Source organism: Vibrio sp. A2-1 (genome assembly GCF_021728355.1).
Taxonomy (GTDB): domain Bacteria; phylum Pseudomonadota; class Gammaproteobacteria; order Enterobacterales; family Vibrionaceae; genus Vibrio; species Vibrio splendidus_K.
This window is the reverse complement of record NZ_JAKKCO010000001.1, coordinates 353,257-379,255: the sequence shown is the minus strand read 5'-3', so window position 1 is coordinate 379,255 and position 25,999 is coordinate 353,257. Positions and strand designations below refer to the sequence as shown.

Annotated in this window: 24 protein-coding genes; 12 read left to right on the top strand and 12 right to left on the bottom strand. The window is 44.0% G+C overall.

Going from position 1 to position 25,999, the window contains the following annotated elements:
• Positions 1-8: 8 nt before the first annotated feature.
• From L3V33_RS01610 to hmpA, 5 genes are all read right to left on the bottom strand, one after another.
• Positions 9-797, bottom strand: a complete 789-nt coding sequence (locus tag L3V33_RS01610; RefSeq protein WP_237288821.1) for an ABC transporter permease subunit — start codon at positions 795-797, stop codon at positions 9-11.
• A gap of 2 nt (positions 798-799) precedes the next feature.
• On the bottom strand, positions 800-1,612 hold the full coding sequence (locus L3V33_RS01605) for an ABC transporter permease (protein WP_237288820.1): 813 nt from the start codon (positions 1,610-1,612) through the stop codon (positions 800-802).
• Between the two features lie 48 nt (positions 1,613-1,660).
• On the bottom strand, positions 1,661-2,698 hold the full coding sequence (locus L3V33_RS01600; RefSeq protein ID WP_237288819.1) for an ABC transporter substrate-binding protein: 1,038 nt from the start codon (positions 2,696-2,698) through the stop codon (positions 1,661-1,663).
• 23 nt (positions 2,699-2,721) lie between these two features.
• A complete protein-coding gene (locus tag L3V33_RS01595) occupies positions 2,722-3,735 on the bottom strand; it encodes a substrate-binding domain-containing protein (protein ID WP_237288818.1) in 1,014 nt (337 codons plus the stop codon).
• Positions 3,736-4,164: 429 nt separating this feature from the next.
• A complete protein-coding gene (hmpA, locus tag L3V33_RS01590; RefSeq protein ID WP_171329667.1) occupies positions 4,165-5,361 on the bottom strand; it encodes an NO-inducible flavohemoprotein in 1,197 nt (398 codons plus the stop codon).
• Positions 5,362-5,710: 349 nt separating this feature from the next.
• On the opposite strand from hmpA, the gene norR reads away from it, so the two are divergent.
• Complete coding sequence (norR, locus tag L3V33_RS01585; protein WP_004731373.1) at positions 5,711-7,303, top strand: nitric oxide reductase transcriptional regulator NorR; 1,593 nt, start codon at positions 5,711-5,713, stop codon at positions 7,301-7,303.
• Between the two features lie 89 nt (positions 7,304-7,392).
• Positions 7,393-7,752 (top strand): glutaredoxin, encoded by a 360-nt coding sequence (locus L3V33_RS01580; RefSeq protein WP_004731371.1) that lies wholly within the window; start codon positions 7,393-7,395, stop codon positions 7,750-7,752.
• A 112-nt stretch (positions 7,753-7,864) separates the two neighbouring features.
• Here the strand turns inward: L3V33_RS01580 and L3V33_RS01575 are convergent, their stop codons facing one another.
• A complete protein-coding gene (locus tag L3V33_RS01575; protein WP_029222001.1) occupies positions 7,865-8,500 on the bottom strand; it encodes an OmpA family protein in 636 nt (211 codons plus the stop codon).
• A 271-nt stretch (positions 8,501-8,771) separates the two neighbouring features.
• On the opposite strand from L3V33_RS01575, the gene L3V33_RS01570 reads away from it, so the two are divergent.
• The 6 genes from L3V33_RS01570 to L3V33_RS01545 all read left to right on the top strand — a co-directional run bounded on the left by L3V33_RS01570 (position 8,772) and on the right by L3V33_RS01545 (position 14,376).
• On the top strand, positions 8,772-9,398 hold the full coding sequence (locus tag L3V33_RS01570; RefSeq protein ID WP_004731367.1) for a thioredoxin domain-containing protein: 627 nt from the start codon (positions 8,772-8,774) through the stop codon (positions 9,396-9,398).
• A 95-nt stretch (positions 9,399-9,493) separates the two neighbouring features.
• Complete coding sequence (locus L3V33_RS01565; RefSeq protein WP_004731366.1) at positions 9,494-9,967, top strand: FKBP-type peptidyl-prolyl cis-trans isomerase; 474 nt, start codon at positions 9,494-9,496, stop codon at positions 9,965-9,967.
• A gap of 155 nt (positions 9,968-10,122) precedes the next feature.
• On the top strand, positions 10,123-10,713 hold the full coding sequence (locus L3V33_RS01560) for a TetR/AcrR family transcriptional regulator (protein WP_029222534.1): 591 nt from the start codon (positions 10,123-10,125) through the stop codon (positions 10,711-10,713).
• Positions 10,714-10,851: 138 nt separating this feature from the next.
• The gene (locus L3V33_RS01555; RefSeq protein WP_237288817.1) at positions 10,852-11,883 is read left to right on the top strand and encodes an NADP-dependent oxidoreductase; all 1,032 of its coding nucleotides are present in this window, start codon (positions 10,852-10,854) and stop codon (positions 11,881-11,883) included.
• 38 nt (positions 11,884-11,921) lie between these two features.
• Positions 11,922-12,542 carry a glutathione S-transferase gene (locus L3V33_RS01550; protein ID WP_237288816.1) on the top strand — a complete coding sequence of 207 codons (621 nt, stop codon included), beginning with the start codon at positions 11,922-11,924 and terminating at the stop codon, positions 12,540-12,542.
• Positions 12,543-12,693: 151 nt separating this feature from the next.
• Positions 12,694-14,376 (top strand): RluA family pseudouridine synthase, encoded by a 1,683-nt coding sequence (locus tag L3V33_RS01545; RefSeq protein ID WP_237288815.1) that lies wholly within the window; start codon positions 12,694-12,696, stop codon positions 14,374-14,376.
• Positions 14,377-14,456: 80 nt separating this feature from the next.
• Here L3V33_RS01545 and L3V33_RS01540 read toward each other — a convergent pair whose 3' ends face one another.
• Complete coding sequence (locus L3V33_RS01540; protein ID WP_065605155.1) at positions 14,457-14,837, bottom strand: DoxX family protein; 381 nt, start codon at positions 14,835-14,837, stop codon at positions 14,457-14,459.
• A 104-nt stretch (positions 14,838-14,941) separates the two neighbouring features.
• Between L3V33_RS01540 and L3V33_RS01535 the strand changes: the two genes are divergently transcribed.
• Positions 14,942-15,838, top strand: a complete 897-nt coding sequence (locus L3V33_RS01535) for a LysR family transcriptional regulator (protein ID WP_237288814.1) — start codon at positions 14,942-14,944, stop codon at positions 15,836-15,838.
• 110 nt (positions 15,839-15,948) lie between these two features.
• Here the strand turns inward: L3V33_RS01535 and L3V33_RS01530 are convergent, their stop codons facing one another.
• From L3V33_RS01530 to L3V33_RS01520, 3 genes are all read right to left on the bottom strand, one after another.
• A complete protein-coding gene (locus L3V33_RS01530; RefSeq protein WP_017085602.1) occupies positions 15,949-16,242 on the bottom strand; it encodes a YkgJ family cysteine cluster protein in 294 nt (97 codons plus the stop codon).
• Positions 16,243-16,409: 167 nt separating this feature from the next.
• Positions 16,410-17,594 carry a D-alanyl-D-alanine carboxypeptidase family protein gene (locus tag L3V33_RS01525; RefSeq protein ID WP_237288813.1) on the bottom strand — a complete coding sequence of 395 codons (1,185 nt, stop codon included), beginning with the start codon at positions 17,592-17,594 and terminating at the stop codon, positions 16,410-16,412.
• A gap of 178 nt (positions 17,595-17,772) precedes the next feature.
• Entirely contained in the window at positions 17,773-18,363 is a 591-nt protein-coding gene (locus L3V33_RS01520; RefSeq protein ID WP_102462795.1) for a DUF4136 domain-containing protein, read from the bottom strand.
• A gap of 268 nt (positions 18,364-18,631) precedes the next feature.
• Here L3V33_RS01520 and L3V33_RS01515 point away from each other — a divergent pair, with 268 nt between their 5' ends.
• Positions 18,632-18,886: a YgjV family protein gene (locus L3V33_RS01515; protein ID WP_010430226.1), complete on the top strand. Its 255-nt coding sequence runs from the start codon at positions 18,632-18,634 to the stop codon at positions 18,884-18,886.
• 134 nt (positions 18,887-19,020) lie between these two features.
• Here L3V33_RS01515 and L3V33_RS01510 read toward each other — a convergent pair whose 3' ends face one another.
• Together L3V33_RS01510 and L3V33_RS01505 are read right to left on the bottom strand one after the other, a co-directional pair.
• Positions 19,021-20,484: a sensor domain-containing diguanylate cyclase gene (locus L3V33_RS01510; protein WP_017082077.1), complete on the bottom strand. Its 1,464-nt coding sequence runs from the start codon at positions 20,482-20,484 to the stop codon at positions 19,021-19,023.
• A gap of 295 nt (positions 20,485-20,779) precedes the next feature.
• The gene (locus tag L3V33_RS01505) at positions 20,780-23,947 is read right to left on the bottom strand and encodes a glycosyl hydrolase family 18 protein (protein ID WP_237288812.1); all 3,168 of its coding nucleotides are present in this window, start codon (positions 23,945-23,947) and stop codon (positions 20,780-20,782) included.
• A 43-nt stretch (positions 23,948-23,990) separates the two neighbouring features.
• On the opposite strand from L3V33_RS01505, the gene L3V33_RS01500 reads away from it, so the two are divergent.
• A complete protein-coding gene (locus L3V33_RS01500) occupies positions 23,991-24,398 on the top strand; it encodes a hypothetical protein (protein ID WP_237288811.1) in 408 nt (135 codons plus the stop codon).
• Complete coding sequence (locus L3V33_RS01495) at positions 24,398-25,984, top strand: BCCT family transporter (RefSeq protein ID WP_054545594.1); 1,587 nt, start codon at positions 24,398-24,400, stop codon at positions 25,982-25,984. Before L3V33_RS01500 ends, L3V33_RS01495 begins: the two co-directional genes overlap by 1 nt.
• Positions 25,985-25,999: the final 15 nt, after the last annotated feature.

Sequence of the window (25,999 nt, the reverse complement as noted above, 5' to 3'; positions counted from 1 at the left end):
TTTTTATCTTAATTATTTACCACTGGTTTCTTGTTCAATGCTTGAGCCAAGACCAATAGAGGGAGAATTAAACAAAGGAAAATAAGTGTGTACGCTGAACTTATCTCAAGTCGCATAGAAGCATATGAATCAGCAAGTCCAACAGGCAGCGTTTTCGTCAATGGTGTGTGTAGCATCCACGTCAGGTTAAACTCGCCAATAGACAAAGTGAGTGTCATCAACATACCAGCGACAATACCAGCCTTGCAGTTGGGTACAATCACATCAAAAAATCGCTGCCAAAAAGTCGCTCCAAGACTTGCCGCTCCTTCCTCAAGAACACGGAAGTTAATACTCTGCAAAATTGATAGAACAGACTTAACCATGAAAGGCAGTGTGAAAATCACATGACCAACGAGAATAAACATCCAACTTGATCGGAAGTCAGTAAACCCTCCATACGCTAGAATCAAACCTAACGAAATAGCCATTCCCGGAATTGCAATGGGGAGTGTAAGTAGCTCGTCAAAAATAGAAGCCCATCGACTTTTACTTTTCGCAAGTACGTAAGCACACGGTACACCTATGACAACATTGATTAACGTGGTTGTAATGGCTATTTGTAGGGTTAACCAAATCGTATCTGAATACAGTGCCCATACTTGTTCAACCCAACGAAAGGTAAACCCACTTTTAACACCAACAAAATAGTTATTTGTGAGACCAGCAACTACCGACATAAACACTGGCACAATTAAGAATGCACATACCGTCAATGTGAAAAACAGCTGCATGTAAAAGTATTTATCTTTTTTCATTATTATCCCCCCATCGCTGCAGATGCGTTGCCATGACGCTTAGCAAACGCCAAACAAAACCAAGTCACTAGGCCGAGAATCAAACTCAGTGCAGCTGCCATTGCGAAATTGGCATTGAGCGTAAATTCGGTATATATCGTCATAGGAAGAACGTTGATATTAGTCGCCAACGTAAACGCGGTACCAAATGCACCCATAGATGTAGCAAAACAAATCGAACCCGAAGAGATTAGGCCAGGGGTTAGCGCCGGAAGCGTCACGTCTTTAAAGATCTGCCAACGATTTGCACCTAGGGATCGACCGGCTTCAAGTAGATTGTGATCGAGCTTTTCCGCCGTTCCCATTACGGTCAATACAACCCGTGGAATAGAAAAATATAAATAACCCAAAAACAGCCCTGCCATCGTATAAGCAAACATCCAACGTTCACCCGTCAGCATCAAGCCAAGCTGAGCGAAAAGCCCCTGCCGCCCTGAAAGCATGATGACAAAAAAACCAATAACAACACCAGGGAAAGCCAATGGGAAGCTCAGCATTGCAACCAAGACCTGCTTACCTTTAAAGTCATAGCGAGTTAAAAACAATCCTGAGATGGTCGCTATCGCTAAACTAACCAGAGTTACTAAAACAGACAGTCCAACTGTCGAAATCAAACTTTTTAAATAGATAGGTCTAGTTAAAATATGCCAGTAACTTATAGCACCGCCATCTATTAGCGAAACCTTGATTAACTGCACGACTGGCAATAGAAAAAATGCACAGCTAACGGTGATGGCTGGCAAAATCAGAAATAAGGAAATACGATCATTTTTCATAGAGATATTGGCGGGTGTAACCCCGCCATCCAACATTTTAATAGGCTATTAGTTCACTTCTCGAATATACATATCCGCAAATGTAGATTGATTTTCAGACATTTTTGCGAAATCAACAGAGCCTACTCGTTCGTACTCTGAAGCTGGGAGGAACTTACTTTGCGCCTCTTCGCTCATCACACCATCAATTACTGGGCGTAAGTAGGCTTCTGCCCATAATCGTTGACCTTTATCTGACAAGACAAAGTCTAAAATCTTCTGAGCATTCTCTGAATTCGGAGCATTCTTCACTTTACTCATTACATAAGGAACAGCGATAGAGCCTTCCTTGGGAATAACAAAAGCCGCATTAGTAAAATCGTTGTATTTTGCGCGATACGCATTGAAGTCGTAATCAATTAAAATAGGGATCTCACCAGAAATCACACGGGCATAAGAAGTTTGTCGAGGTACAATTGGTCGATTATTCGCTAACTGTTGAAAATACTTAATGGCTGGTTTGAAATTATCAATATCGCCACCCATAGCCTCATTAACTGCTACAGCACTTGCGTAACCAACAAAAGCACTCGTTGGATCTAAATACCCAACCATGCCTCTATAATCAGGCTTCAACAGGTCTTCCCAGCTCGTCGGTACTTCTGCGCCATCAAGAGCATCAACATTCACAAAAAAGCCAATCGTGCCGGAGTGGATAGCAAACCAGTTCCCGTTAGGATCTTTCATACCTTCTGGAATCTGGTCCCAATTTTTAGGCTTATATGTATCAACAACGCCTTGTTCTGTTGCGTTAATACCAAAAGAAACACCGTAATAGACCACATCAGCAACTGGGCTATTCTTCTCTGCAACCAACTGAGATAAAGACTGACCTGAGTTCTTATTGTCCATAGGAACTCGGATACCCAACTCTTTATTAATTAACTGAAGTTGTCCTCCCCAGTTAGCCCATTCCGGTGGACAGTTGTAACAAATAGCATCAGATGCCTGCGCTTGAAAAGCGACGCCAGCAAAACCAAGAATTAAGCTCGCTAATTTTCTAGTTTTTGATGACTTGTTAACTCGTAGTAATTGATGTTGTGCCATTATGTTCTCCAACGAATTTTCCATTAATTAAATTGGGTTATAACGGGAACCGCACCAAGCGATCCCTTCATTTGTAATTCATACTTCAACGCAAATTCAAACCGCTCGATTGAGCCTGCTTTTGCGTTAAACAAAATATCGACGGCCATTTTCCCCATATCAATATGAGGAACAGCCACAGTAGCCAAATTCGGACTCACCAATTGCCCAAGCCCCATACCATCAAAGCCCACAACCGAAACGTCTTGTGGGATTCGTCTGCCTGTACTCTTCAACGCATTCATTGTTTTCAGCGCAAGTAAATCATTGCTGCAAAACCAAACCGTAGGACCACACTCACCGCTTAATAAGCTCATCTCAGAGTCAGTGAACGGAACAAGTTTGTTTTGGTCGACTTCAAGAAGCTGGCTTAATTCACCCCCCTTCTCATAGAGACCTTGTTTGAACCCTTCATAACGCTTTTTTGCACGGTCGGATGAGGTAAAGTGCCCTGTAATCATTCCTATTTTGATATGGCCATATTCTAGAATTTTCTCTGCAACATCCTTACCTGCTTGATAGTTATCAACATAGACACAAGGTTCATTTTCAACAGATTGGTTGTGAAGCAAACAGTAAGGAAATTTAAAACTGCGGAGTAATTCGAGTGCAGCATTATCAGACACATCGGCTATCGTTAAGATCACACCTTCCACTCTTTGACGGATCAGATCGATAGCTGCTTGTTGTTCTTGTTCACTGTCATATTGGGTGTCCAGCACTATAGTCGAGTAGCCAAAATGCCGTGCGCGCTGCTGAATACCTGCAACAACTTCTGAAAATACGGGATTCAATAAACTCGGAATCAATACGCCAATCGTTGGGTTTTTATTGAACTCAAGAGCATGCGACTTCCTGTCTATTCGATAACCTGTCGTATCGATGACACGCTCGATTTTTTGAGCTGTAGCAGAAGCCACAGATTCTGGTGTGTTAACGAATCGGGAGACTGTCGCAGGGGAAACACCCGCGAGAACTGCCACATCCTTGATATTCATTCGTTATCCCTAGCCATCCCGTTAATTGATGAACGCAAGACTAGATGACGGGTGTGACAGTTTTATTAATGAAAATAGGCAACATCTATACTTTTAACCAACGTTAAAAGCACTTTCAAAGAAAATAGCGACATTTTAATTCATGAAACAAATTCGTTTCACTCAATAACACGGATTTTCTAATGATTTATTTCGAGTGAAAAAAAGTCATTTATAAGAGATGTAAGCCAATAAGATCAGCGTAAACGATTCGACTAACTAGCACTGGCGATTTCTGCGACTCAATCTAAATTGCGTGTCGCATGTCGCTTAGTCATGACGAACACTATTTGAAGAGACGAAAACCAAAAAAGGCCTCACAATGTGAGACCTTTGAATAGGCAAGGTGTTAATAGTTCAGGCGAGTGTTAATAGAACTGGCGAGAGCTATTAGAAGTTAGCGTGAGGGCCAAATACTTCGTAGTGTACGCGTGAGCGATCTACTTTAAGTGCGTCTAACTGCTCTACGATGTTCTTCATGAAACCAACAGGGCCACAGATATAGAAATCACTCTCTTCAAAGCCTTGAGTATCAGAGATAGACGCTAGATCCATCTGGCCTTGATGTGTGTTTTCACATGCAGATTCGTCTTTGTTCATGTACCACGTTTTCGCTTCCCAACCTTTGTCGGCAACAATATCTTTAACACGAGTCGTGAAAGAGTGTTGGCCTACGTTTTCACAAGCGTGAAGGTAAAGAACCGGTTCGTTTTTCTGCTCGTTGTTCAAGAACTCAAGCATAGACTGCATTGGCGTTACACCAACACCTGCAGAGATGAGCGTTACTGGCTTGCTGCGCTCTTGATACATAAAGTCACCTGCTGGTGCGTATAGGCTAACTTCATCGCCGATAGCAACGGTATCGTGCATGTGGTTAGAAACAACACCTTGCGTTTCTTGACCTTGGCCTTCACGCTTCACAGAGATACGGTAGTATTTTCCGTTCGGCTTATCTGACAGTGAATACTGACGAATTTCGCTGTATTGTGCGCCTTCAGGTTTTACTTCAATGCCGATGTATTGACCTGGTGTGTAATCCAAAACCTCACCGCCATCTTTTGGCTGTAAGATGAAGCTTGTTACGAGTGCTGACTCTTCGATCTTGTCTGCGATTACAAACGCACGTGCTGCTTCCCAACCGCCAACAGCCTGCTTGCGCTGTAGATAAAGTTCAGCTTCACGGTCGATGAATACTTGCGCTAAGAATAGGTAAGCGGCAGTCCATGCTTCTTCTACTTCTGGAGTAAATGCCTCAGTAGCTAATTCACGCAATGTTTCAATCAGGTGCAAACCAACAATTTGGTAGTGCTCTGGTTGAATGTTAAAGCTTGTGTGTTTCTGTGCAATACGTTCAACCGCGGTGGTTAGCGCCGCTAGGTTTTCAATATTTTTAGCATAAGCCGCGATAGCTTCAAACAGTGCCACACCTTGGCGACCTGTTCTTTGGTGAGTCATATTGAAGATATCTTTTAATTCAGGGTTATGCGTGAACATACGTTGATAGAAGTGTTGAGTTAAAGCAGGGCCTGCGCTTTCTAAAAGAGGAATCGTCGATTTGATGATGTTGATATGTAGATTGTTTAGCATTGATTTACTCCGAACACTTAGTCTTTTGACCACTTGAGTCAAATTGACTAGTTTTATTTAAAGATGACTTTATACCAATTCATTCTCAATGAGCTCTCTGGCTGCATTTTTTATGAGAATCACGTGGACTGATAAATGGGCATTAATTGATTCAAATCAACTATAGGTCAGTTATTCAGTCATATAGACAACACGTAATGGACACATTGCACAAACGGTGCCAACATGCGAAAGCTTGCTGTGTCTGGCATCCTTTCAAAAATTCACTTCAAACTTTAGTCAAAAAGACCTTTTTTTTGTGTCATAAAGACTCTACCATGTATAAAAATACAAACAGTATGAGCCCTTTATGCAAGACATCTCAGCATCCACTCTTATGGAAATGACCATTGGTTTAGCCAGCGGTGTGAACGATCAAGACCGTTTTAATCGCCTAATCGATGCCATTCGTAAAACCATAACGTGTGATTGCGTCGCGCTTTTAAGCCTTCAAGGCGACACGCTAGTACCCATCGCAATGCAAGGGCTCAGTCGAGATACATTCGGTCGCCGCTTTATCATTTCGGAACACCCACGCTTTGATGAGATTTGCGCATCACGTTCTCCTGTTCGTTTTGATGCTGATAGCTCATTGCCTGATCCTTTCGACGGCTTACTAATCGACCACGACGGCGATTTACCCATGCATGCCTGCATGGGTTTACCTCTGCTGTTTGGTGACAAATTGTTAGGAGTGCTAACCCTAGACAGCCTAAAACCTGATGTCTTTGCGAATATTCCTGCTCGTAACCTAGAAGTTCTCGCTGCTATTGCGGCTTCAACCATGCAGATGGCGATGACTTTCTCGCAACTTGAGCATCAAGCAAAACAGTCAAAGCAATTACTGGAAGAGTTGAACGTAGAAGCGTGGGAACGTGACGGCGGCGAGTTGATTGGTAACAGTGACACCATGGTCGCGCTTAAGAACGACATCGCGGTTGTAGCACCGTCTGAGTTTAATATTCTGATTCATGGTGATACTGGTGTTGGTAAAGAGCTCGTTGCTCGTACCCTGCACCACCAATCGCAACGTAAGCGTAATCCGCTGGTCTACGTGAACTGTGCTGCTATTCCTGAGAACTTGGTAGAGAGTGAACTATTTGGTCACGTTCGTGGCGCATTTACTGGCGCAGACAAAAACCGCTTAGGTAAGTTTGCTCTAGCCGATGGCGGCACGCTGTTCTTAGATGAAATTGGTGAATTGCCTTTGGCAGCACAAAGTAAGTTACTGCGTGCGCTGCAAAACAACGAAATCCAACCGGTAGGCCAAGACAACATCCAAACCATTGATGTTCGTGTTCTGGCTGCAACCAACCGAGACTTAAAGCAAGAAGTTGAAGACGGTCGATTCAGAGCCGACTTGTATCACCGACTTAGTGTATACCCTATCGCGGTACCTGCATTGAAAGAGCGTGGTGACGACATCAGCTTATTAGCTGGCTTCTTCCTAGAACAAGCGCGCCGTAAGCTTGGCATCAACCAAGTTAAGTTCCGTTCTGATGTTCTGGTATTCCTAAACCGTTACGGTTGGCCAGGTAACGTTCGTGAGCTTGAACACGTTATCAGCCGTTCAGCACTGAAAGCATTGGCTCGCAGCACTAACAAAAACCTCGTGACAATCACTAAAGAAGATTGTGGTCCACTCGACCAAGATCAACCGATTGCGACGACACAGGTAAAAAACACACCATTATCGACACCAACGATCGACCTATCCGCTGGTTTACGTGGCGCGACGGACGATTTTCAACGCAGCATCATTACTGAAGTGTTGGAAGATGCCAACTTTAACTGGGCGCAAGCAGGACGAGTTCTGAAAACAGACCGAGCAAATCTGACTCGACTGTCTAAGCGTTTAGGACTAAATGTGGCTAAGTCTCACACGATCGAACGGACAAAATAGATATTAGCGGTTTGTTGCGAGCATCTAGCAAAACTTGTGTATATAATGCTGCAAATTGTAACGCTAATTTTAAATATGTAGAGAGAGTTATGAAGTTTATCCGTTGGTTCTTAGGTCGTGTCATCTTGTTATTGAATTTTGTATTCAGCCCACGTGGTGTGAAGCGCTCTCAAGAAGAGCAAAGCAAAGTGAATGAGCAAGCAAAGACGCACACGTTATACCAATTCGAAGCGTGCCCATTTTGTGTAAAAGTGCGCCGCGCGATGAAACGTCAATCGGTTCAATTTGAACTTCGTGATGCAAAGAACAACGATCAACACCGTGCAGAGCTTGAAGCTGGTGGCGGTCGCGTTAAAGTGCCTTGCCTACGTATCGAAAAAGACGGCAAAACTGAGTGGATGTATGAATCTTCGGATATCGTTACTTACTTAGAAAAGCAGTTCGCATAAGCTAACCTGCGTAACGAAAGTCAGATACAAAAAATCCCTCAAATATGAGGGATTTTTTATGTCTATTATTTGGAACTCGTCGCTTTCAATTTAAGGAAGAAAGCTCAAATGACTACTTCGACACAATCAGCATCAATTCTACACGGCGATTACACGCCTTGCCTTGCGGAGAAGCGTTAGTACAAGCAGGTACGTATTCGCCAAAGCCGCGAGTGTAAATAGCACGACTCGAAACATAGTTACTTTCCAAGCGCGCTTTCACTTCTTTTGCACGTAGCTCAGAAAGCGGATCATTAACACGATCACTGCCCGTGTTATCAGTATGGCCCTCAATCACCACATCAATGTCTTGGCGTTGAGAAAGGTAACTGCCTAAAGTATCCAGCCATTGATTGTAGGCTGGCTCAGGGAATGCCGAACCCGTTTTAAAGTTCACGTGCTGTTCCAGCTTTACCATCACATGGTTGCCCGGCAGTACTTCAAAGTCGATACGGTTTTGTCTTAAAAAAACTTCCAGTGGGTCATTAGTCGAGACACCACGTCCATAGTTGGTTGTGATGGTTTTTTGTTGATGAGTGCTGTTCTGGACTGAGTAACTGCGATTGCTCGCTACAGATGTCGTTTGAACCACACCCCATTCAGGATGCATAAGGTCGTAATCGGTTTGCGGAGCAGTTTCTAGCAGATCGTCACCTAACATACCCGTTGGTAACGTCGTTTCACACCCTGCCAAAGCTATGCTTAACATTATCGCTAAATATCTCATTACTTCACCAACCACTCATGCAGATAAACCATTCACTAATGTCTATATCGGCACCGAGGGAAAAACTTTAGACAAAAACTTTATACGAAAAGAAAGCACATCCAAAAAAAGTGCTTTTGATCACAGTTAACCGTCAACTAGCCTGTCATCAGCCTCTAGTTCGAACTGTTTGCATTTATTTACCTTATAATTGTTTTCCAATTCGTACTAAATAGTTAGAATCTCACGACTTCTCAACGCTAGAGCAAACATTATGTTTAAACCATTTACTAAATTCATCACAGCACTCGCTGCCGTACTTATTATTGCGGGTTGTAGTGAAACAGACGAGCCACAGAAAGGCGTTCAATACGAAGCACTTCCTACTGCTCTAACTGAATTTAACCTGTCTCCGATCACTGAAATCTTCTCTTTAAACTGTGGTCACTGTCGTCAAATGGAAAGTGCAATTCCAGAGATTGAGTCGCTAACAGACCAAACTATTGGCAAGATGCACGTAACGTTCAATGAAAGTGCTCAAATCAGCGCAATGATCTACTACACAGCAGTGATGCAACTTGACGCGACACCTGACCACGCGTTCATGGACGACCTATTTGGTGCCGTTCAAATGGGTGCAGATGCAACGCCAGAACAGCGTCAACAAGCACTAGAGACAGCATTCACTTCTCGTGGTTTGGTTAGCCCATACCAACTGAATAAAGAACAGCAAGTTGCTCTATTTGACTACGTTAAGAAAGCAGAAGAGATCTCAGTAAAAGGTCAAATCAACTCAGTACCAACATTTATCATCAACGGTAAATACCAAGTACTCACTGCAGGTCACCAAGACGTTGCTGGCATCGCAAAAACGATCAACTACCTTTTGACTCAACCCTAATCACGGCTTTAGCCCATTGATTAACACACTCTGTATTAACTGCGAAATTCTGCATTAACTATCAAATACAGCATTAACTATAAATAGGTTTTACTATGTCTAAATTTATCATCCCGGTCATTGTCTTTATTTTGGCTGGCTTCATGATCTACCGCACTTGGATGAATCATAAATCTGGCGAAGAAAATATCGAGCAAGGCCAACAGTTCCTTGTCGAAAACGGTGCTAAAGAAGGGGTTGTTACGACTGAAAGCGGTCTTCAATACCTTGTACTTGAAGAAGGTACAGGCACAGAGCACCCAACTAAGAACAGTAAAGTAACGGTTCACTACCACGGTACACTTATCGACGGCACTGTTTTCGACAGCTCTGTTGAACGCGGCGAGCCAATCTCATTTGCTCTTAAGCAAGTAATCAAAGGCTGGCAAGAAGGTTTGACTTACATGGTTGAAGGCCAAAAAGTTCGCCTGTTTATCCCGAGCCAATTGGCTTACGGTAAAGGCGGTTCAGGCCCTATCCCACCGTCATCAACTCTGATTTTTGATGTTGAGTTAATCTCTATCAAATAACCGAAGTGACTGATATAAGCCCCAACATACAAGCTATGTTGGGGCTTTTTTATATGTGAACATTTGAATAGTTGAAGCCACTTTTACAACGACGGAATATACCGTCAAAAATCGATAACTAGACGACTGGTCTAATTTAATTTATAGTACTGTCCATGAACGAAAAAACGAATGACACACGCCTGCATGTTTTAGATGTTGGCTACCAATTAATAGTGAACAACGGCTTTAACGGCGTTGGCTTATCGCAATTGCTTAAAGAAGCGGACGTGCCGAAAGGGTCGTTTTACCACTACTTTAAATCGAAAGAGCAATTTGGCGAGGCTCTGATCCAACACTATTTTGAGACCTACATCAGCAGAGTTGAAACTATTTTGGTTCATGGCGAAGGAAACCATTACCAGAGAATTATCAGTTATTTCACTCGATGGTCACAGATTGAAAACGGTACCTGTAACGCTCATAAATGCTTAGTCGTTAAGCTCAGCGCTGAAGTTTCTGATCTTTCTGATCCTATGCGTCAAGCCTTACTAAAAGGGGCTGAAAAAGTGACCTCTACGATACAACACTGTGTTGCTGGTGGTATTGAAGATGGCTCCATTAAAGTTGAAGACAGCCAAGAAACCGCTCAAAATCTATATTCTATGTGGTTGGGCGCAAGTTTGTTAAGCAAACTAAGCCAGAGCTCAAGCAGCTTAGAATCAGCTTTAAACCTAACCCAACAGATTTTAAAAGGTAAAAACTAACCACGTACTGTGTTTAGTCTTTATTAACGACAGATAACCCGCCCTCTTATCAATTTGATGACGGCGGGATTTTTAGATAACAAGACTAGACGACTGGTCTAATTCAAAATAAACATAATATAAAATTAAGGATATCCAATGACTCAACAAGACAATCGCCGCATCGTATTGGCTTCTCGCCCAGTTGGCGCACCGACTCAAGATAACTTCCGTTTAGAGTCAGTAGCCGCACCAACAATTCAAGATGGCGAGATGTTACTTCGCTCAGTTTATCTTTCTCTCGACCCATACATGCGTGGCCGTATGAGCGATGCTAAATCTTACGCAGACCCAGTTGCGATCGATGAAGTGATGGTTGGCGCAACCGTATGTCAGGTTGAAGAATCAAACCACGCTGATTACGAAGTTGGCGAATGGGTACTGGCTTACACTGGTTGGCAAGATCTTGGTGTGTCTAATGGTGAAGGCCTCATCAAACTAGGTAAAGAGCCAACACACCCTTCTTACGCACTGGGCATCATGGGTATGCCTGGCTTTACAGCTTACATGGGTTTGCTTGATATCGGCCAACCTAAACAAGGCGACACTCTAGTCGTTGCGGCGGCAACAGGTGCAGTAGGCGCAACCGTTGGCCAAATCGGCAAACTAAAAGGCTGTCGTGTTATCGGCGTTGCTGGTGGTCAAGAGAAGTGTCAGTACGCGAAAGACGTGCTTGGCTTTGACGAATGTATCGACCACAAAGCTGACGACTTCGCGGAGCAACTGGCTAAAGCATGTGACAACGGCATCGACGTTTATTTTGAAAACGTTGGCGGCAAGGTTTTCGATGCCGTAATGCCATTGCTTAACACCGGTGCTCGTATTCCTGTATGTGGCCTTATCTCTCAATACAATGCGACATCACTGCCTGAAGGCCCGGATCGCATGTCTAGCCTTATGGGTACACTGCTGGTCAAGCGTATTAAGATGCAAGGCTTCATTATCTTTGATGACTACGCGCACCGTTATAACGAGTTTGCTGTTCAAATGACAGAATGGTTGTCTCAAGGCAAGATGCACTATCGTGAGCACCTAATTGAAGGTCTAGACGAAGCGCCACAAGCATTCATGGGTCTTTTAGAAGGCCAAAACTTCGGTAAGCTTGTTATCAAAACAAACGAAGCTAAATAAATTCAAAAACTGAACCCGTTAGTTAACTAGGTAGAATCATGATTACTTTGCATCACCTGAATAAATCACGCTCAAAGCGCATCATCTGGCTGTTGGAAGAGCTTGGGGTAGATTACCAAATCAAACCATACCAACGAGACAGTGTCACTTTTCTTGCGCCACCAGAACTTAAATCCATTCACCCATTGGGTAAATCTCCTGTCATTGAAGACGATGGCGTCGTGATCACTGAATCTGGTGCGATCACGGAGTACCTAATCGACAAATACGGTCAGGGTAAGTTCGCACCTACACGCGGCACAGCTGACTACGTAGAATACTCACAGTGGCTTCACTTCGCTGAAAGCTCAGGTATTTTGCCAATGTTGCTTAAGATCTTTGTAATGAAAGACGGCTGTGAGACTAACTTCCTAGGCGGTTATGCCGACGACGAAAACCAAAAGATCTTAACTTACGTGAATAATGCACTTGAAGGTAAAACCTACTTGGTTGCAGACACACTAACAGGTGCAGACTTTATGATGTCGTTCATCGTAGAAATCGTTGGTAACTTTGGTGCAACTGCGCTTTACCCTAACATTGCTAAATACGGTAAGCTTTTGGCTGACCACCCTGCTTACCAAAAAGCAGAGCAAGTAGAGCTAGAACACTCGAACTGATCGAGTTTCAATCAAGCTCGGACGCGCTTAGGATAAGCACAAGCAACTAAATGAAGCCAAAGCCGATTTATCTTTCGCTTTGGCTTCTCATTTGCCTTCATTTCGTCAACAATACCGAACTCTAACTGAACAGCCATAGAGTTTGATCTTCATGTCAGCAAACCTTGCTCAATACACTCCACTGCACGCTTTAAACCAACCAGCGAACCAAGACTTATCGCTACCCACTCGGTTTACGTTTCCGTATTACTATACTCCGCACCCAATGTGTGAGTTAGCAATGCTGCAGCTTCAACAGTCACTGCTCGACTGTGGTGTGAATGAAACATCGCAAGGCAACCTCTATGCCGTACTTCTTGTTCAGGAGCCAACAACTCAAGAGCTAGGGTACCTTTCTGCATTTTCAGGTTTGCAGTTAGATCCGTCTTTGGCCTCTCAGTTAAACAACATTAACTTTGTTCTACCAGCCTTCGATTCAGAACAGTTTCAATCTCACAATAGTGCAAACCTCGCTCGCCAATCACAACTAGCGGATGACATTAAGAAGCTACAACAATTGCACAACCTAGACGTATTAGTGGCTGAGCTTGAAGAGTTAACAGTCGAATCAGCACAAGCTATCGAAGCCTTTCAGTTGGCGATGACCATGAATAAAGCTCAACGTAACGAACTCAGAGAGCAAGCCAATCAAGAAAAGGCATTGGGGAATCTAGAGTCAGCGGCGAATTTGCTCAAACAACTGGGCAATCAAAGTAGCCAAGAGAAACGCGACCTAAAAGCGCTTCGTATCGAATGGAAGCAAAAGATCGCAGAACGCCAATCACAAGTTGATTTGATCGAAAGCGAACTGAAAAACCGTAAGCAAGACCACCAAGCCATTTCAGAACAGTTAGAAACTCAACGTCTCTCTCACTATCGCTTTATCGATCAAGCTCTCGAATCAAAGAGCCTACTTGAATTGTTAGATGGCAAAGACGCTCTTGAAGGCTCTGGCGACTGTTGCCTGCCCAAGCTGCTTAACTTTGCTTTTGAACACGGGTTTAAGCCATTAGCTTTGTCTGAGTTTTGGTGGGGATCACCTCCAACAGCTGTCATTCGCCAACACGCAAACCTATACCCGGTTTGCCAAAGCAAAAGCTTCGAGATCCTCGACCACCAACTGAGTGGTATTGAACTAGAAGATAACCCGCTTATCGTGAACCCTGCTGTAGGTAAGTCTTTTGATATTGTCTATGAAGACGACGAGATCGTGGTGGTGAATAAACCTGAGGAGTTCTTGTCGGTCCCTGGTAAGTTTATCGAAGACTCAGTTTACACACGCATTAAAGCGCGTTACCCGAATGCGACAGGGCCTTTGATCATCCATAGATTAGACATGTCGACGTCAGGCTTGTTGATCTTGGCGCTCACGGCGGAGTCAAACAAGCACATTCAGAAGCAGTTCATTGATAGAACCGTAGAGAAGCGCTACACAGCTCTGTTAGATGGTGAAATCGACGGTGAATCTGGCGATATCAGCCTGCCTTTGCGCGGTGACATCACAGACAGACCAAGACAACTGGTTTGCCATGAACACGGCCGAAACGCAGACACCTATTGGGAAGCGATTGGTACCAGCAATGGTAAAACCAAGGTTCATCTGTATCCGAAAACAGGCCGTACCCATCAGCTGCGTGTGCATTGCGCTCACCCGTCAGGCCTTGGTGTACCGATTCGTGGTGACGACTTATACGGATACAAACGCGAGCGCTTGCACCTACATGCGGGTTACCTAAAGTTGATTCACCCAACAACCGGTGAATGGATGGAATTTGAAGTACCTTCTGAGTTCTAAGCCGTTTCCATTTGGTAGGGCTTCGTGCCCTACTCTTATTTCCTTTGCCTCTCATAGCTATCGCTACATGTCGAATAAACTTAGTACGAAGCAATGACCAAGAAGCCAGAACCCAACAGAGTAACCATCGCGGGAATACCATCTTTCCACGTATCAAAGCGTAAGTGGAAATAAAGCGCCCCTATCGAAGTAGCCCCCAATATTGCACCACCCATCAATTGAGTCTGTGCTGGTGAGATGTCACATAGGGCTAAAATCAAGAGAGCCGCTCCGGTCAATTCGACTAACCCCACGAGAAACATGATCTTTCTATTCAAGCCATAGCTTTTAAAGAAACCAAGCTGAATTTCAAAGACCTTCTTTTGCCAACCAAGCGTCTTGATTGAGCTCGCCAACACAAAGAACATCACCATCAAAATACTTATTACTGTACTCATTCCGCCTACCTCTATAAGAATCATTAATTTCAACGATGTTATTTAATCATTCATAATTAAGGTGATAAATGCTAGTTTCATAATAGTAAAGATTCCAAATTGGAATAGATAAACACAAGGTGAGTAAGATGGATAAGATTGAGTGTATTCGTATCTTTGTGGAAACCGCGCAACTGAGCAGCTTCACCGCAACCGCCAATAAGTTAAACATGACACAGGGTGCGGTTAGTAAGAAAATCGCATGGTTGGAGAGTGACTTAGGGATGACTCTGTTTCAACGAAACAGCCGCAAGATATCCCTCACTCATGCAGGAAAAGACTACCTAGAATATTGCTCTCGTTTACTCGAAGAGATGTCTGCCATAGAAAGCAGGCTCAAACGTGAGACAGAATCCGTAGAAGGTGAGCTTAAGATATCTGCGCCAAGTGCCTTTTCATCGATGTTACTCAGTGAGCCGCTTCAAGCTTTCATTGAACAGCACCCAGGTATCCGCATTAACCTCAGTGTCGACGACCGCATTATTAACCTTAATGAGCACAATATAGATGTCGCCATTCGAGCATCACAACTTGCAGACTCAGGGTTAAAAGCTCGCTTTCTTTTCAACAATAAAGTTCAGTACTTTGCATCGCCCGATTACTTAAAAAATCACGGGAAACCTATACGTCCGCAAGATCTTAGCCAGCATAAGTGCTTAACTTATTCTCTGATGAATCCAGCAAACGAATGGCGTTTCACCGACAAAGATCGCCAAAGCACCAGCGTAAAAGTAAACCAAACTTTAACCTCAGACAGTCCAGAAATGTTACTTAAGATGGCTAGACAAGGTTTAGGTGTGGTTGCTTTACCGGATTGGATGGGCAAAGAATTTGTAGAGACTGGGGAGTTAACGCAGTTATTAGAAGATTGGAGCAATGACTACTTGCCGATGTACGCGGTGTACCATGCAAGTGATTATTTGCCCCAAAGAATTCGAGTATTTATCGATTTTATTGCGGAGTGTTTAAGTTCTACAAACAATTAAAGCTCAACCAGAAATCAATCAACCAATCGATCAATCAATCAATCAATCAATCAATCAATCAATCAATCATCAAGCCTCTATAAGCGACTAATCAAACATTAAGATGGTACTTAGCCCATCACATCTGTACGTTGCTCGACGCATTCGAAAGAGCCCATTTCGAACTCACGACAGATCCAAGGTCGGTTTTCGTAGATAGTACACATCAGTGTTTCTCTATCAACGGCCGAACACCAGCCGTCATCTAATCTCAGCATGGTCTCGCCGCCCCATTCGTCATACGCAATATGCTCTTCAGGAACGCCGGTATCTGTGATGATCATAACCTCTAAACGACAACAGCATGCCTGACAATTGGCACATGTTACTTCGGGTTCGGTTACGTTCTTTATCTCTATGGTCATAAGTGACTACACTGCTAAATTTTGCGTATAGTAATCGAAACCGCTCGCTACGGCTAATAAAGAAAGCGAGATGCACCGTTTTCAGGTGGGTAAAAATAACAATAGGCGTTGTGATTTGCTCACAACGCCTATTAAGTTTTCTCGTTTTAACCGAATAGCGACCCTATTTAGAATAGGCTCGCGAAGAACAATTTAATGTAGTCCATCAGACGTTTGAATATGCCACCTTGTTCAACAGCCTCTAACGCAATCAATGGTTGAGTTTGAACATCTTCACCGTCTACTGTGTAGTGAACCACACCTAGAGTTTGGCCTTCTGCAATCGGCGCCTTTAATTCAGAATCAAGTTCAATCGATGCCGTTAGCTTTTTACTGTCTGACTTAGGCAAAGTAATGAACGTATCTTCCGCAACACCCAGCTTCAACGTATCTTGTTCACCAAACCACACCTTCTCTTCAGCCACTTGGTCGCCGCCTTGATGTGGGTTTAGCGTGTCAAAGAATCGAAAACCATAGCTCAATAGCTGCTTACTGTCTGACTCACGGCTCTTAACGCTCGATGCGCCCATAACCACCGCGATCAGTCTCATTTCACCCTGTGTTGCCGAACTCGCTAAGCTGTAGCCTGCGCCAGAGGTATAGCCCGTTTTCATGCCATCAACCGTCAAGCTTCTATCACGCAGTAAGCCATTACGGTTGTGTTGTGTGATGCCGTTGTAACTGAACGAACGTTCGCTGTATAAGCCATAAACATCCGGTAAGTCACGAATAATCGCACGACCTAATAATGCAATATCGTAAGGAGTCGAATAAAGATCGTCAGCGTCTAAGCCATGCGCATTAGCAAAGTGGGTATTTTCTAATTTTAAAGATGTTGCCCAAGAGTTCATAAGATCCACAAATGCATCTTGTGAGCCCGCAACGTGTTCCGCAATCGCAACACTCGCATCGTTACCTGATTGAATAATCAAGCCACGGTAAAGATCCATCATCGCCACATCGGTGTTCACTTCAATGAACATCTTCGATGAGTCTGGGAATTTTTTCGCCCACGCGTTCTCACTGATTCGTACCTGATCGTCAGCAGAGATGTTGCCTCGCTTCATCTCTTGCCCAGCCACATAGCTGGTCATCAGTTTGGTCAAACTCGCTGGGTTTAACTTAGTGTGTGCGTTTTTTTCTACCAGCACATCACCAGAATTAAAATCAATTAACACATACCCTTTTGCGCCTAGGCTAGGTGGGCTTGGTACTATAGAAGGTGCTGCGATAGCTGCATTACTTACCATCGCTGCGTTACTTACAATGAATATACTTAATAGAGGGAGAGAGTATTTGGAAAACAGTTTCATTGAATCAAACCTAAGTTAACGTTTTGAGCAGTATAGACAAATGCTAGCAAAAGAAGCGCGAACTTTACGTTGCTTTACGTATTTGTACCATTCGTTACAAATAAAAAAGTATAATCTGCGATCTGACCATATTTTCAACAACTAATATTGACTCAACGAATGCATCTAACGGCTTATTCTATCGCTCAGGCATGCGTCTAAATAACATTTCAACAAAGCCAGTAATGCGCTGTTTGCTCTCGCTTGGCTCTAAATCAGGTTGAATGCCAGACTGTGCTAATGCTTGCCATTGTACGACCTGAGAGTTAGGTACGAAAAAAGCAATGTACAGCGATCCTTTCTCGGCGACCTTCCCGTCACCATCATAAAATGGCACCCCCGTTGAAAGCTTAATCGCATCGAAAATCGAGTCATCATTTAACTCTGATTCTTCGGCCAATCCAAAACCGACAACAACATCACCAACTGCACCATTTTGATTCAGTTGATAACCTTTCGTAGCGAGTTGATCTTCAATCGCATCACGCACCAGATCGGTTACTACGGTCTCATCGTATTTTTGAGAAAGGTAAACCTGCTCTGATTCAGGGTGCCACGAGTACGTCGTTACTCCGTGTTTCATGAACTCAAAATCACCACTGGTGACCACACCATAATTGTGTGTTGGCGGCATTTCTTGTGTGGTACATGCTGTCATTCCAATCGCTATCAAAGCCAATAACACTGCTTTTTTTATGCTTTTTGTTGCACAAATGGATCGTTTTATCATTCGCGGCTTCCTTACCTATATAAGAATAAATATCAATTAGCCTCCCAACATAAATAGTAATTATGTTAATAGAAAGGTCATTAAACGTTTGCGTAATCGCTAACCTTCACTTCTGCCCGTTTTGGGGGTTTAATCACAAAAACAGAGTTGGTATAGTCTACCTCGTTAAACATAACCAGACCATTCGAGGCACGGAGCTTCCTCAATCATCTCATGAAGAGAAGAATTGGTACCGACAAAGTATCGGCAAATTTAAGAGGGTCAAACAATGGAATTCAATATGGTTGAAATTTTAGGTTACGCGGCATCTATTATGGTCGCAATTTCATTAACAATGAAAGATATCGTTCGTCTGCGTGTCCTTAACTTTATTGGCTGTACTCTCTTTACAGCATACGGCGTTATGATTGACGCATGGCCAGTGGTCGCGACCAACGGTTTCATCGCTTGTGTAAACATCTACTTCCTTGCAAAAATGCAAAAGGAAAAAAAAACGGAAGCGATGAAAGCAGCGAAAGCTTAAATTAGCGATTAGCATTTCAAATATTTCTGAAAAGCCCAAATAGAGCGATCTATTTGGGCTTTTTTGTGTCTGTCGTTCTCAAGAGCATGATTTCCAATCTTCCAGCCTTTGAAGACATCGATTCTTTCAACTGATCACATATAAGCAACGCGATATTCGTTCTTTTGATACGTCTGAGTGTTGTTACGTCCTCTCTCTTTTGCTTGATAAAGCGCTTTGTCAGCTTTATCGATCGCTGTTTCAATATCAGTGAGCGCTCGATCGTGACAACAGCCAGCACTGATTGTGACAGGTGACACCAAACCTTGCAGTTGCTCTACACTTCGTCTTAGTTCCTCAGACAATTCGAATAACTCACGCTCATCACAATCAAACGTCACCAAAATAAACTCTTCACCGCCATAGCGTGCAATCAAGCGACGACGATTAACAAATCTCTTCAGTGATTTTGCGACCTCACAGATAACCCTATCGCCTTGAGCATGACCATATTGATCGTTCACTCGTTTGAAATGGTCAATATCAAGCAAAATGACACCGACATTTGTTAGCGGATAAGGCGACCTTTGAGCAATTTTCAGCTTTAACTGCTCAATAAAACTCCGTCGGCTAGGAAGACCAGTGAGGTAATCGAGGCTCGCAACATCCAATATTTTGAGATGACGATGCCGCAGGTAAAGCACCAACACGATGATAATGCTCAATAGGCTCACGACTAAAGCCATCAAACTAATGAACAGCAAACTATGATTTCTATTGAGCTCTTGCTCTAAAATACCCGCGGAAATGACCCAATTCAGATAGGGGTAAAATTTATAGAAGACGTTTTTGTTGGTCGTACCATTGTCACTGGAAATTGAATAGCTAAAGTGACCTTCTGGCTGGGTTGCGATTCGATCAATTAGCAGTTCGGACGAGTAGCCTATCAAGGCTTTCAATGACTTGTGTTCATAATCAGGATGAAGCACTAAGTTACCCTGAAGATCAATAATGTACACATATCCGCTATCACCGAACGCGTACTTTCTCAGCTTATCTTTTAAGCCTTCAAGATCGACCAAATACATCAATTCTTCTTTATAGGTCGTCGCGACCAAAGTATTGCCACTCGGTAGCCTCATCGAATAGGCAACTTTTGCACGCCGACTTATCTCATGAGGATTAGCGTGAAAGTATTCGATCATACCAGAGTCGATACTGAGTTGTTTTTGGATATGAGTAAGATGCCCGCGCTTCTTGCCTTGCAAGAAAGGATGGTAGAGGTGAACACCTTGCGGTGACATCAAATAGATATAACCTGATTGTCCAATGTGCAGTTCACTGGCGATCTGGCTTACTTGTTCAATTTCTTGTTCCGGTGTGGCATGCCATACATGGGACGCAACGGTATCGGTAATTCCTTTGAGATATGTCTTTATCGCCTCATTAACTGTTGTGTCGACAATATCGTAACTCGCATTCACAATCGTTCGAAAAAATAGCTGGTTGGATTCCAACAGTGACCTTTCAGTTCGGTTAAATTGAAAGGCCGAAAGAATCATCGACACAATGGCGAGCGCAATGGAAAAACTAAGAATGTATTTACGTCTGACTTTCAAGATTACCCCATAGATTTATAATTTTAGGTAACGCTGTGACTTCTCTTATATACAGACTGTTTTATATCATGGTTTTATTTTTTACTGAACGAGTGTCGATATTTTTAAGGGTTTCTATACGCAATCTGTGACTTAAAGCAAAAACGCCGAACTGGATTCAGTTCGGCGTTTTAATTTTACGTTGAAGTTGATTACTTAAATTACACTAAAACCCTGATAAATAGACTTAAAAGCATTCGTATTTACTGACTATCAACGCAACCTATTGTCTATAAATGGATCAGTTAGCATTAAATTAAGAACAAACCTGAGTCCAGCTACCATCGCTACCCGGTTCAGAACTTGTCCACCAGTTCGCTTGGTAAATACTACCGTTATGGACCACTTGGTCGCCAGTGTTTGCATGGCTTGGGTTACCCGCCCAATCTTTCTGAGGTAAGTCTGGGTAAACCGCTAAACCGGCTGTATCACATGTACCTGGGTTGGTGCCACCATCGCCAGGGTTACCGCCACCTGAACTGATATCACCTAATGGTAGGTCTGGTTGTTCAAAGCTAAAGGCATAATCGATACCGTTCACGCTTACTGCATAGTTAGCAGGGCCTGAGATTGGCAGGTAATACACCATATCTAGCTCATACACGCCACCTGCTGGAAGCTCTTCCCATGTAGGCAAAGTAAACGCCACTCGGTGCATGGTTCCATCTAATCCACCAATGTTATCCGCACGAGTATGACCCGAAGCAATCACCGTTAAACCACCACCCGATTGATCTTTTGCATTGTCAGGCGCTGACACTGGGATATCGAACTGGAACTCAGTACCGCCCGGAAGTGCTTGACCTGTGTTGTTTGTAAACGTGATCTTAGGGTTAATTGGGTAGTTTTGGTCACCGACTTTGAAGCCACCAACTGACACCGTAATATCTAGTGCTTCTGTCGGGATAGCGCCCGTCGCTACCTTGTTTCCATATGGGGTCGCAGACTTAAACTTATCGTAGATAGCTTTCGTCATGGTGTTACCCATGTGGAACTCACCGTTACCGCTGTTACACGCTTGTTCTGTCGTATCGATAGACGTTCGGTTGCCACTTGCATCGAGTACATAACAGTTGTAATCCCCTGCCAGTTCCCAGAACATGATACCGCCGATCTCTTTGTCGATAACGTAGTCTGCTTTCACGTTGATAGAATCTTTATCTTCCGTTGAAAGGAATACGCCCTTCTCTGCGTTCCACAACCAAGGGGCAACCGCTACACTGTCGTAGTTACGCGTGTAAGTGCCCGTTAGAATATCAGATGGATCATTAACAGGATCAAGCTTGTAAGCCTCTGCATAAGAACCCCAAATGCCTTTCTCTAGGTTCTTCGCGTGCCACATAGGGTTAGAACCCGCGCCCATTTCGTTACCTTTTGGATCGGTATCGTGCCACATGTTGTCGATACCAATTGCACCATGACCACAGTTATTCTTCTCACCTTCCCCCGTACCTGCTGAACATTCAGCTTGGTTTGGAAGTGCAGCTCGGCCCCAAAGACCATTTTCGCCTCCGGTTACACCTTGCCAACCACGAGTATAGTAAGGCACACCGATATTAATACGACCTGCTGGCATAGAACCACGGAAGTAATGGTAAGCCCAATCCGTGTTCAGATAACCGATACCACCGTAAGCCGCAGTGCCGTAAACGTTCCACTGTGCTAATTCCGAATCTTTACCTGTATCGAACAAGGCTGCGTTATGACCGACGTGATCGTTCCACGCACCGTGAAGGTCGTAAGACATGATGTTTACGTAATCGAGGTACTTAGTCACATCGAATGTTTCCATACCGCGTAACAGGTAACCAGAAGAAGGCGCCGCGATAGTTAACATGTAGTGATTGCCATCTTGCGCAGACGCCGCATCAAGCTTCTCACGTAATACTTTCATCAACACTTGGTACGAAGCCCATAAGTATTGACGACGTGGTTCCATAAAGTCTTTGTCGTATGGGTTACCTGCGCCCGCCATAGAGGTTGGGTATTCATAATCGATATCTAAACCATCAAACTGGTACTTACGCAGCATTTCAACCGCTGAAGTGGCGAATGTTTCGATACCTTGATGGTTAATAGAACCGTCGGCGTTGGTCGTCATTGTGTAGAAACCACCATCAGCTACTCGGCTACCGTCAGTGGCGAAGTGACCACCCGTTTCCGCCCAACCACCGATTGAGATTAAAGTCTTAACATCGTGTTTTTTCTTAGCGGTCGCTAATGCACCGAAGTGACCTTTGAAGCCTAAGGTAGGATCAACTTCAACGCCCGGCCACTCTTTACCAACCGCTGCGTTATTCGGATCGTTCACATCACCCACGTTTACTTTGCCATCTGAGCCAATGCTCACGAAAGCGTAGTTAATGTGTGTGAGTTGTTCCCAAGGGATGTCATTTACTAGGTAAGCAGCTTGTGGGTCGTCCCCTGCACGCCAACTGGTGAAGTAACCAATGACACGACGTGGGTGATCCGCGCCCATTTTCTCACGGCCTTCATCATCGTAAATAGTACAGTAAGGAACATCGACACCTTGAGTTTGATATAAGCCATCAGGTCGACAAGTGCTCACCGTTGGTGTGCCATTCACCGTCAAAGAAGCCAGCGCTGAATCTGTCGTTGCGCCTTGATTGTCAGTCGCTTTTGCGTAAACCGCTAAAGAACCCGCTTGAGTGGTTGTGTAATCAAGCGTGTAAGGGTTAGTTGCAGCTGTTCCAATAAGAGCGCCTGCCACATAGAAATCTACTTTATCAACCGTGCCATCGCTGTCTGCTGCTGTTGCGGTAAGCGTTACTACACCACCAACATCGACCGAAGCTGCTGAAAGCGCAACCGAAACTGTCGGTGCTTCATTTCCTGGCATAGCTGAATCAACAACCACTGCAACTTCACTAGCAAGGCTTGCCGCACCTTCGTTGTCTGTCGCGACAACAGAAACCTGATGGTTACCCGACGTTGCAGCCCACGTTGCTTCAAATGGTGCCGCTGTCACAACCGCGACCGAAGAACCATCAACAAAGAATTCTACGGAAGCAACACTACCATCAGCGTCCAGTGCTGTTGCGCTTAATACGACATTGTCGCCTTCAACAATCACATCTGATGCTGTAGGCGTTGTTAATGAAGCCGTTGGTGCTTCGTTTGGTGTACCACCACCGCCATTACCACTACACACATCGACTTTCTTCCATTGTGCGTAATCGCCTTCAAATTGGCTTGGGTTGTTATTTTGATTCCAGTAGTTTGCTGAGTACGCGCTGCCGTCATGTGAAACCTGATCACCACCGGTATAAACAGTGGCAGAGTCCCACGTTTCTAACGTTGAGCAATCAACAGCCGCATAACTGTTGAACGCCATCAAGCATGACGCAGTGAGAGTACTGAGTGTAAAAACCTTCTTGGCCACTCTTCCTTGGTTTAGGTGCATGTTGGCTATCCCTTAAGTTGTTGTTTCAAGATGTTTAATTTAAATGAGACTTTACTCACCACTTAAATCTCTTCGCAAAACAACTGTAGGTAACAACGCAAATTTAACACCTAAAATATTCTCTATTTATAAAATGACTCGCATTAATTTGTTTATAGCATGCAATGAGTCGACACTTATTTTGCACCAACAACTAATATTAATTTATTTCGGAAAGCTAAAAAATAATGTCTCAAAAATCAGAAATGTGACTCAGCGTTGGGAAAAAATTCGTATCAAAACTGACCAAAAAGTAGAGATTTACAGTCGATTTGGCTTTCTTTTTGGAATTCGCCCACCTTTTGATAACAAATGTGTTAGTATCTGCGGCTTTTTTGACGAACCTCACACTTCTATGCAAGTGTGGGAGAAATACATAGGCTTGAAAGAGCCAAATATAGCGAAGAAATAATGTCCAACTTGACGCAAGTCGCCAACGAAAACATCAACGCAGAAGCTACTTCTATCGATTTCAATAAAGCTCAATCTTTGGGTGAAAAACTGGAACTCGGAAACCCAGTATTTTGGCTTAGTGGGAGTTTTTTAACCCTCTTTGTCGTCCTTGCTTTCACCAACACCTCCGTGTTGTCCGAACTTGTAAACATCGGCTTTAGTTACTCAACTAAGTGGTTCGGTGCTTTCTGGCAAGTCCTACTACTACTCAATTTCATTATCGGCTTAGTGCTTGCACTAGGACGCACAGGCCACGTTCGTTTAGGAACGCTTGCTCTCCCTGAAATGACCACCTTTAAATGGATGTCTATCGTCCTATGTACGTTGCTAGCCGGCGGTGGTGTGTTCTGGGCAGCCGCAGAGCCTATTGCTCACTTTGTTTCAGCTCCGCCACTTTATGGCAACGCTGATCCTCAAGCGATGGCGTTCAACGCCCTATCACAATCTTTCATGCACTGGGGCTTCCTTGCATGGGCAATCTTAGGTGGTTTGTCTTCCATCGTGTTAATGCACCTGCATTACGATAAAGGCCTTCCCCTTAAGCCTCGTACTCTTCTTTACCCAGTACTTGGCGACAAAGCAATCAACAGCTGGATCGGCAACGTAGTCGACGCGTGCAGCATCGTTGCAGTCGCTGCGGGTACTATCGGTCCTATCGGCTTCCTTGGTCTTCAAATCAGCTACGCACTGAGTGAACTGTTTGGTATTTCAGACACATTCGCAACGCAAAGCGTCGTGATCATTTTTGCTATTGCTATGTACACGCTGTCTGCATTGAGTGGCGTTAACAAAGGCATCCAACTGGTAAGCCGTTACAACATCATCTTATCAGTGTGCCTAATCGGCTATATTCTGTTAGTAGGCCCTACAAGCTTCATTATTGATGGCTACCTGCAAGGTATGGGCGAAATGGTCGATAACTTCATCCCAATGGCACTGTACCGCCAAGATACAGCGTGGCTAGGTGGCTGGACGGTATTCTTCTGGGGTTGGTTCTTAGGCTATGGTCCGATGATGGCGATCTTTATTGCTCGTATCTCACGTGGCCGTACGATTCGCCAAATGATCGTTTCTATCAGCATCGTTGCACCGCTAGTAACATGTTTTTGGTTCAGTATCGTTGGTGGTAGTGGTCTAGCGTTCGAATTAGAGAACCCAGGCGTAATTTCTAGCGCGTTCGAAGGCTTTAACCTTCCTGCTGTGCTACTGGCAATTACCGCTCAACTGCCGTTCCCTACTTTGATTGCGATTCTGTTCCTTATCCTGACGACCACGTTCATCGTGACAACAGGTGACTCGATGACTTACACCATCAGTGTGGTAATGACAGGCACTACAGAGCCAAACGCAGCCGTACGTACCTTCTGGGGTATCATCATGGGTGCAGTAGCCATTGCTCTTATCTCAATGGGTTCTGGCGGCATCTCCGCTCTACAGTCATTCATTGTAATCACTGCGGTTCCTGTATCGTTCATCTTGTTGCCGTGTCTATGGCACGCACCGAAAATCGCGAAGCAGATGGCCAGAGATCAAGGTCTCGCTTAATGCCTGACCCGATTT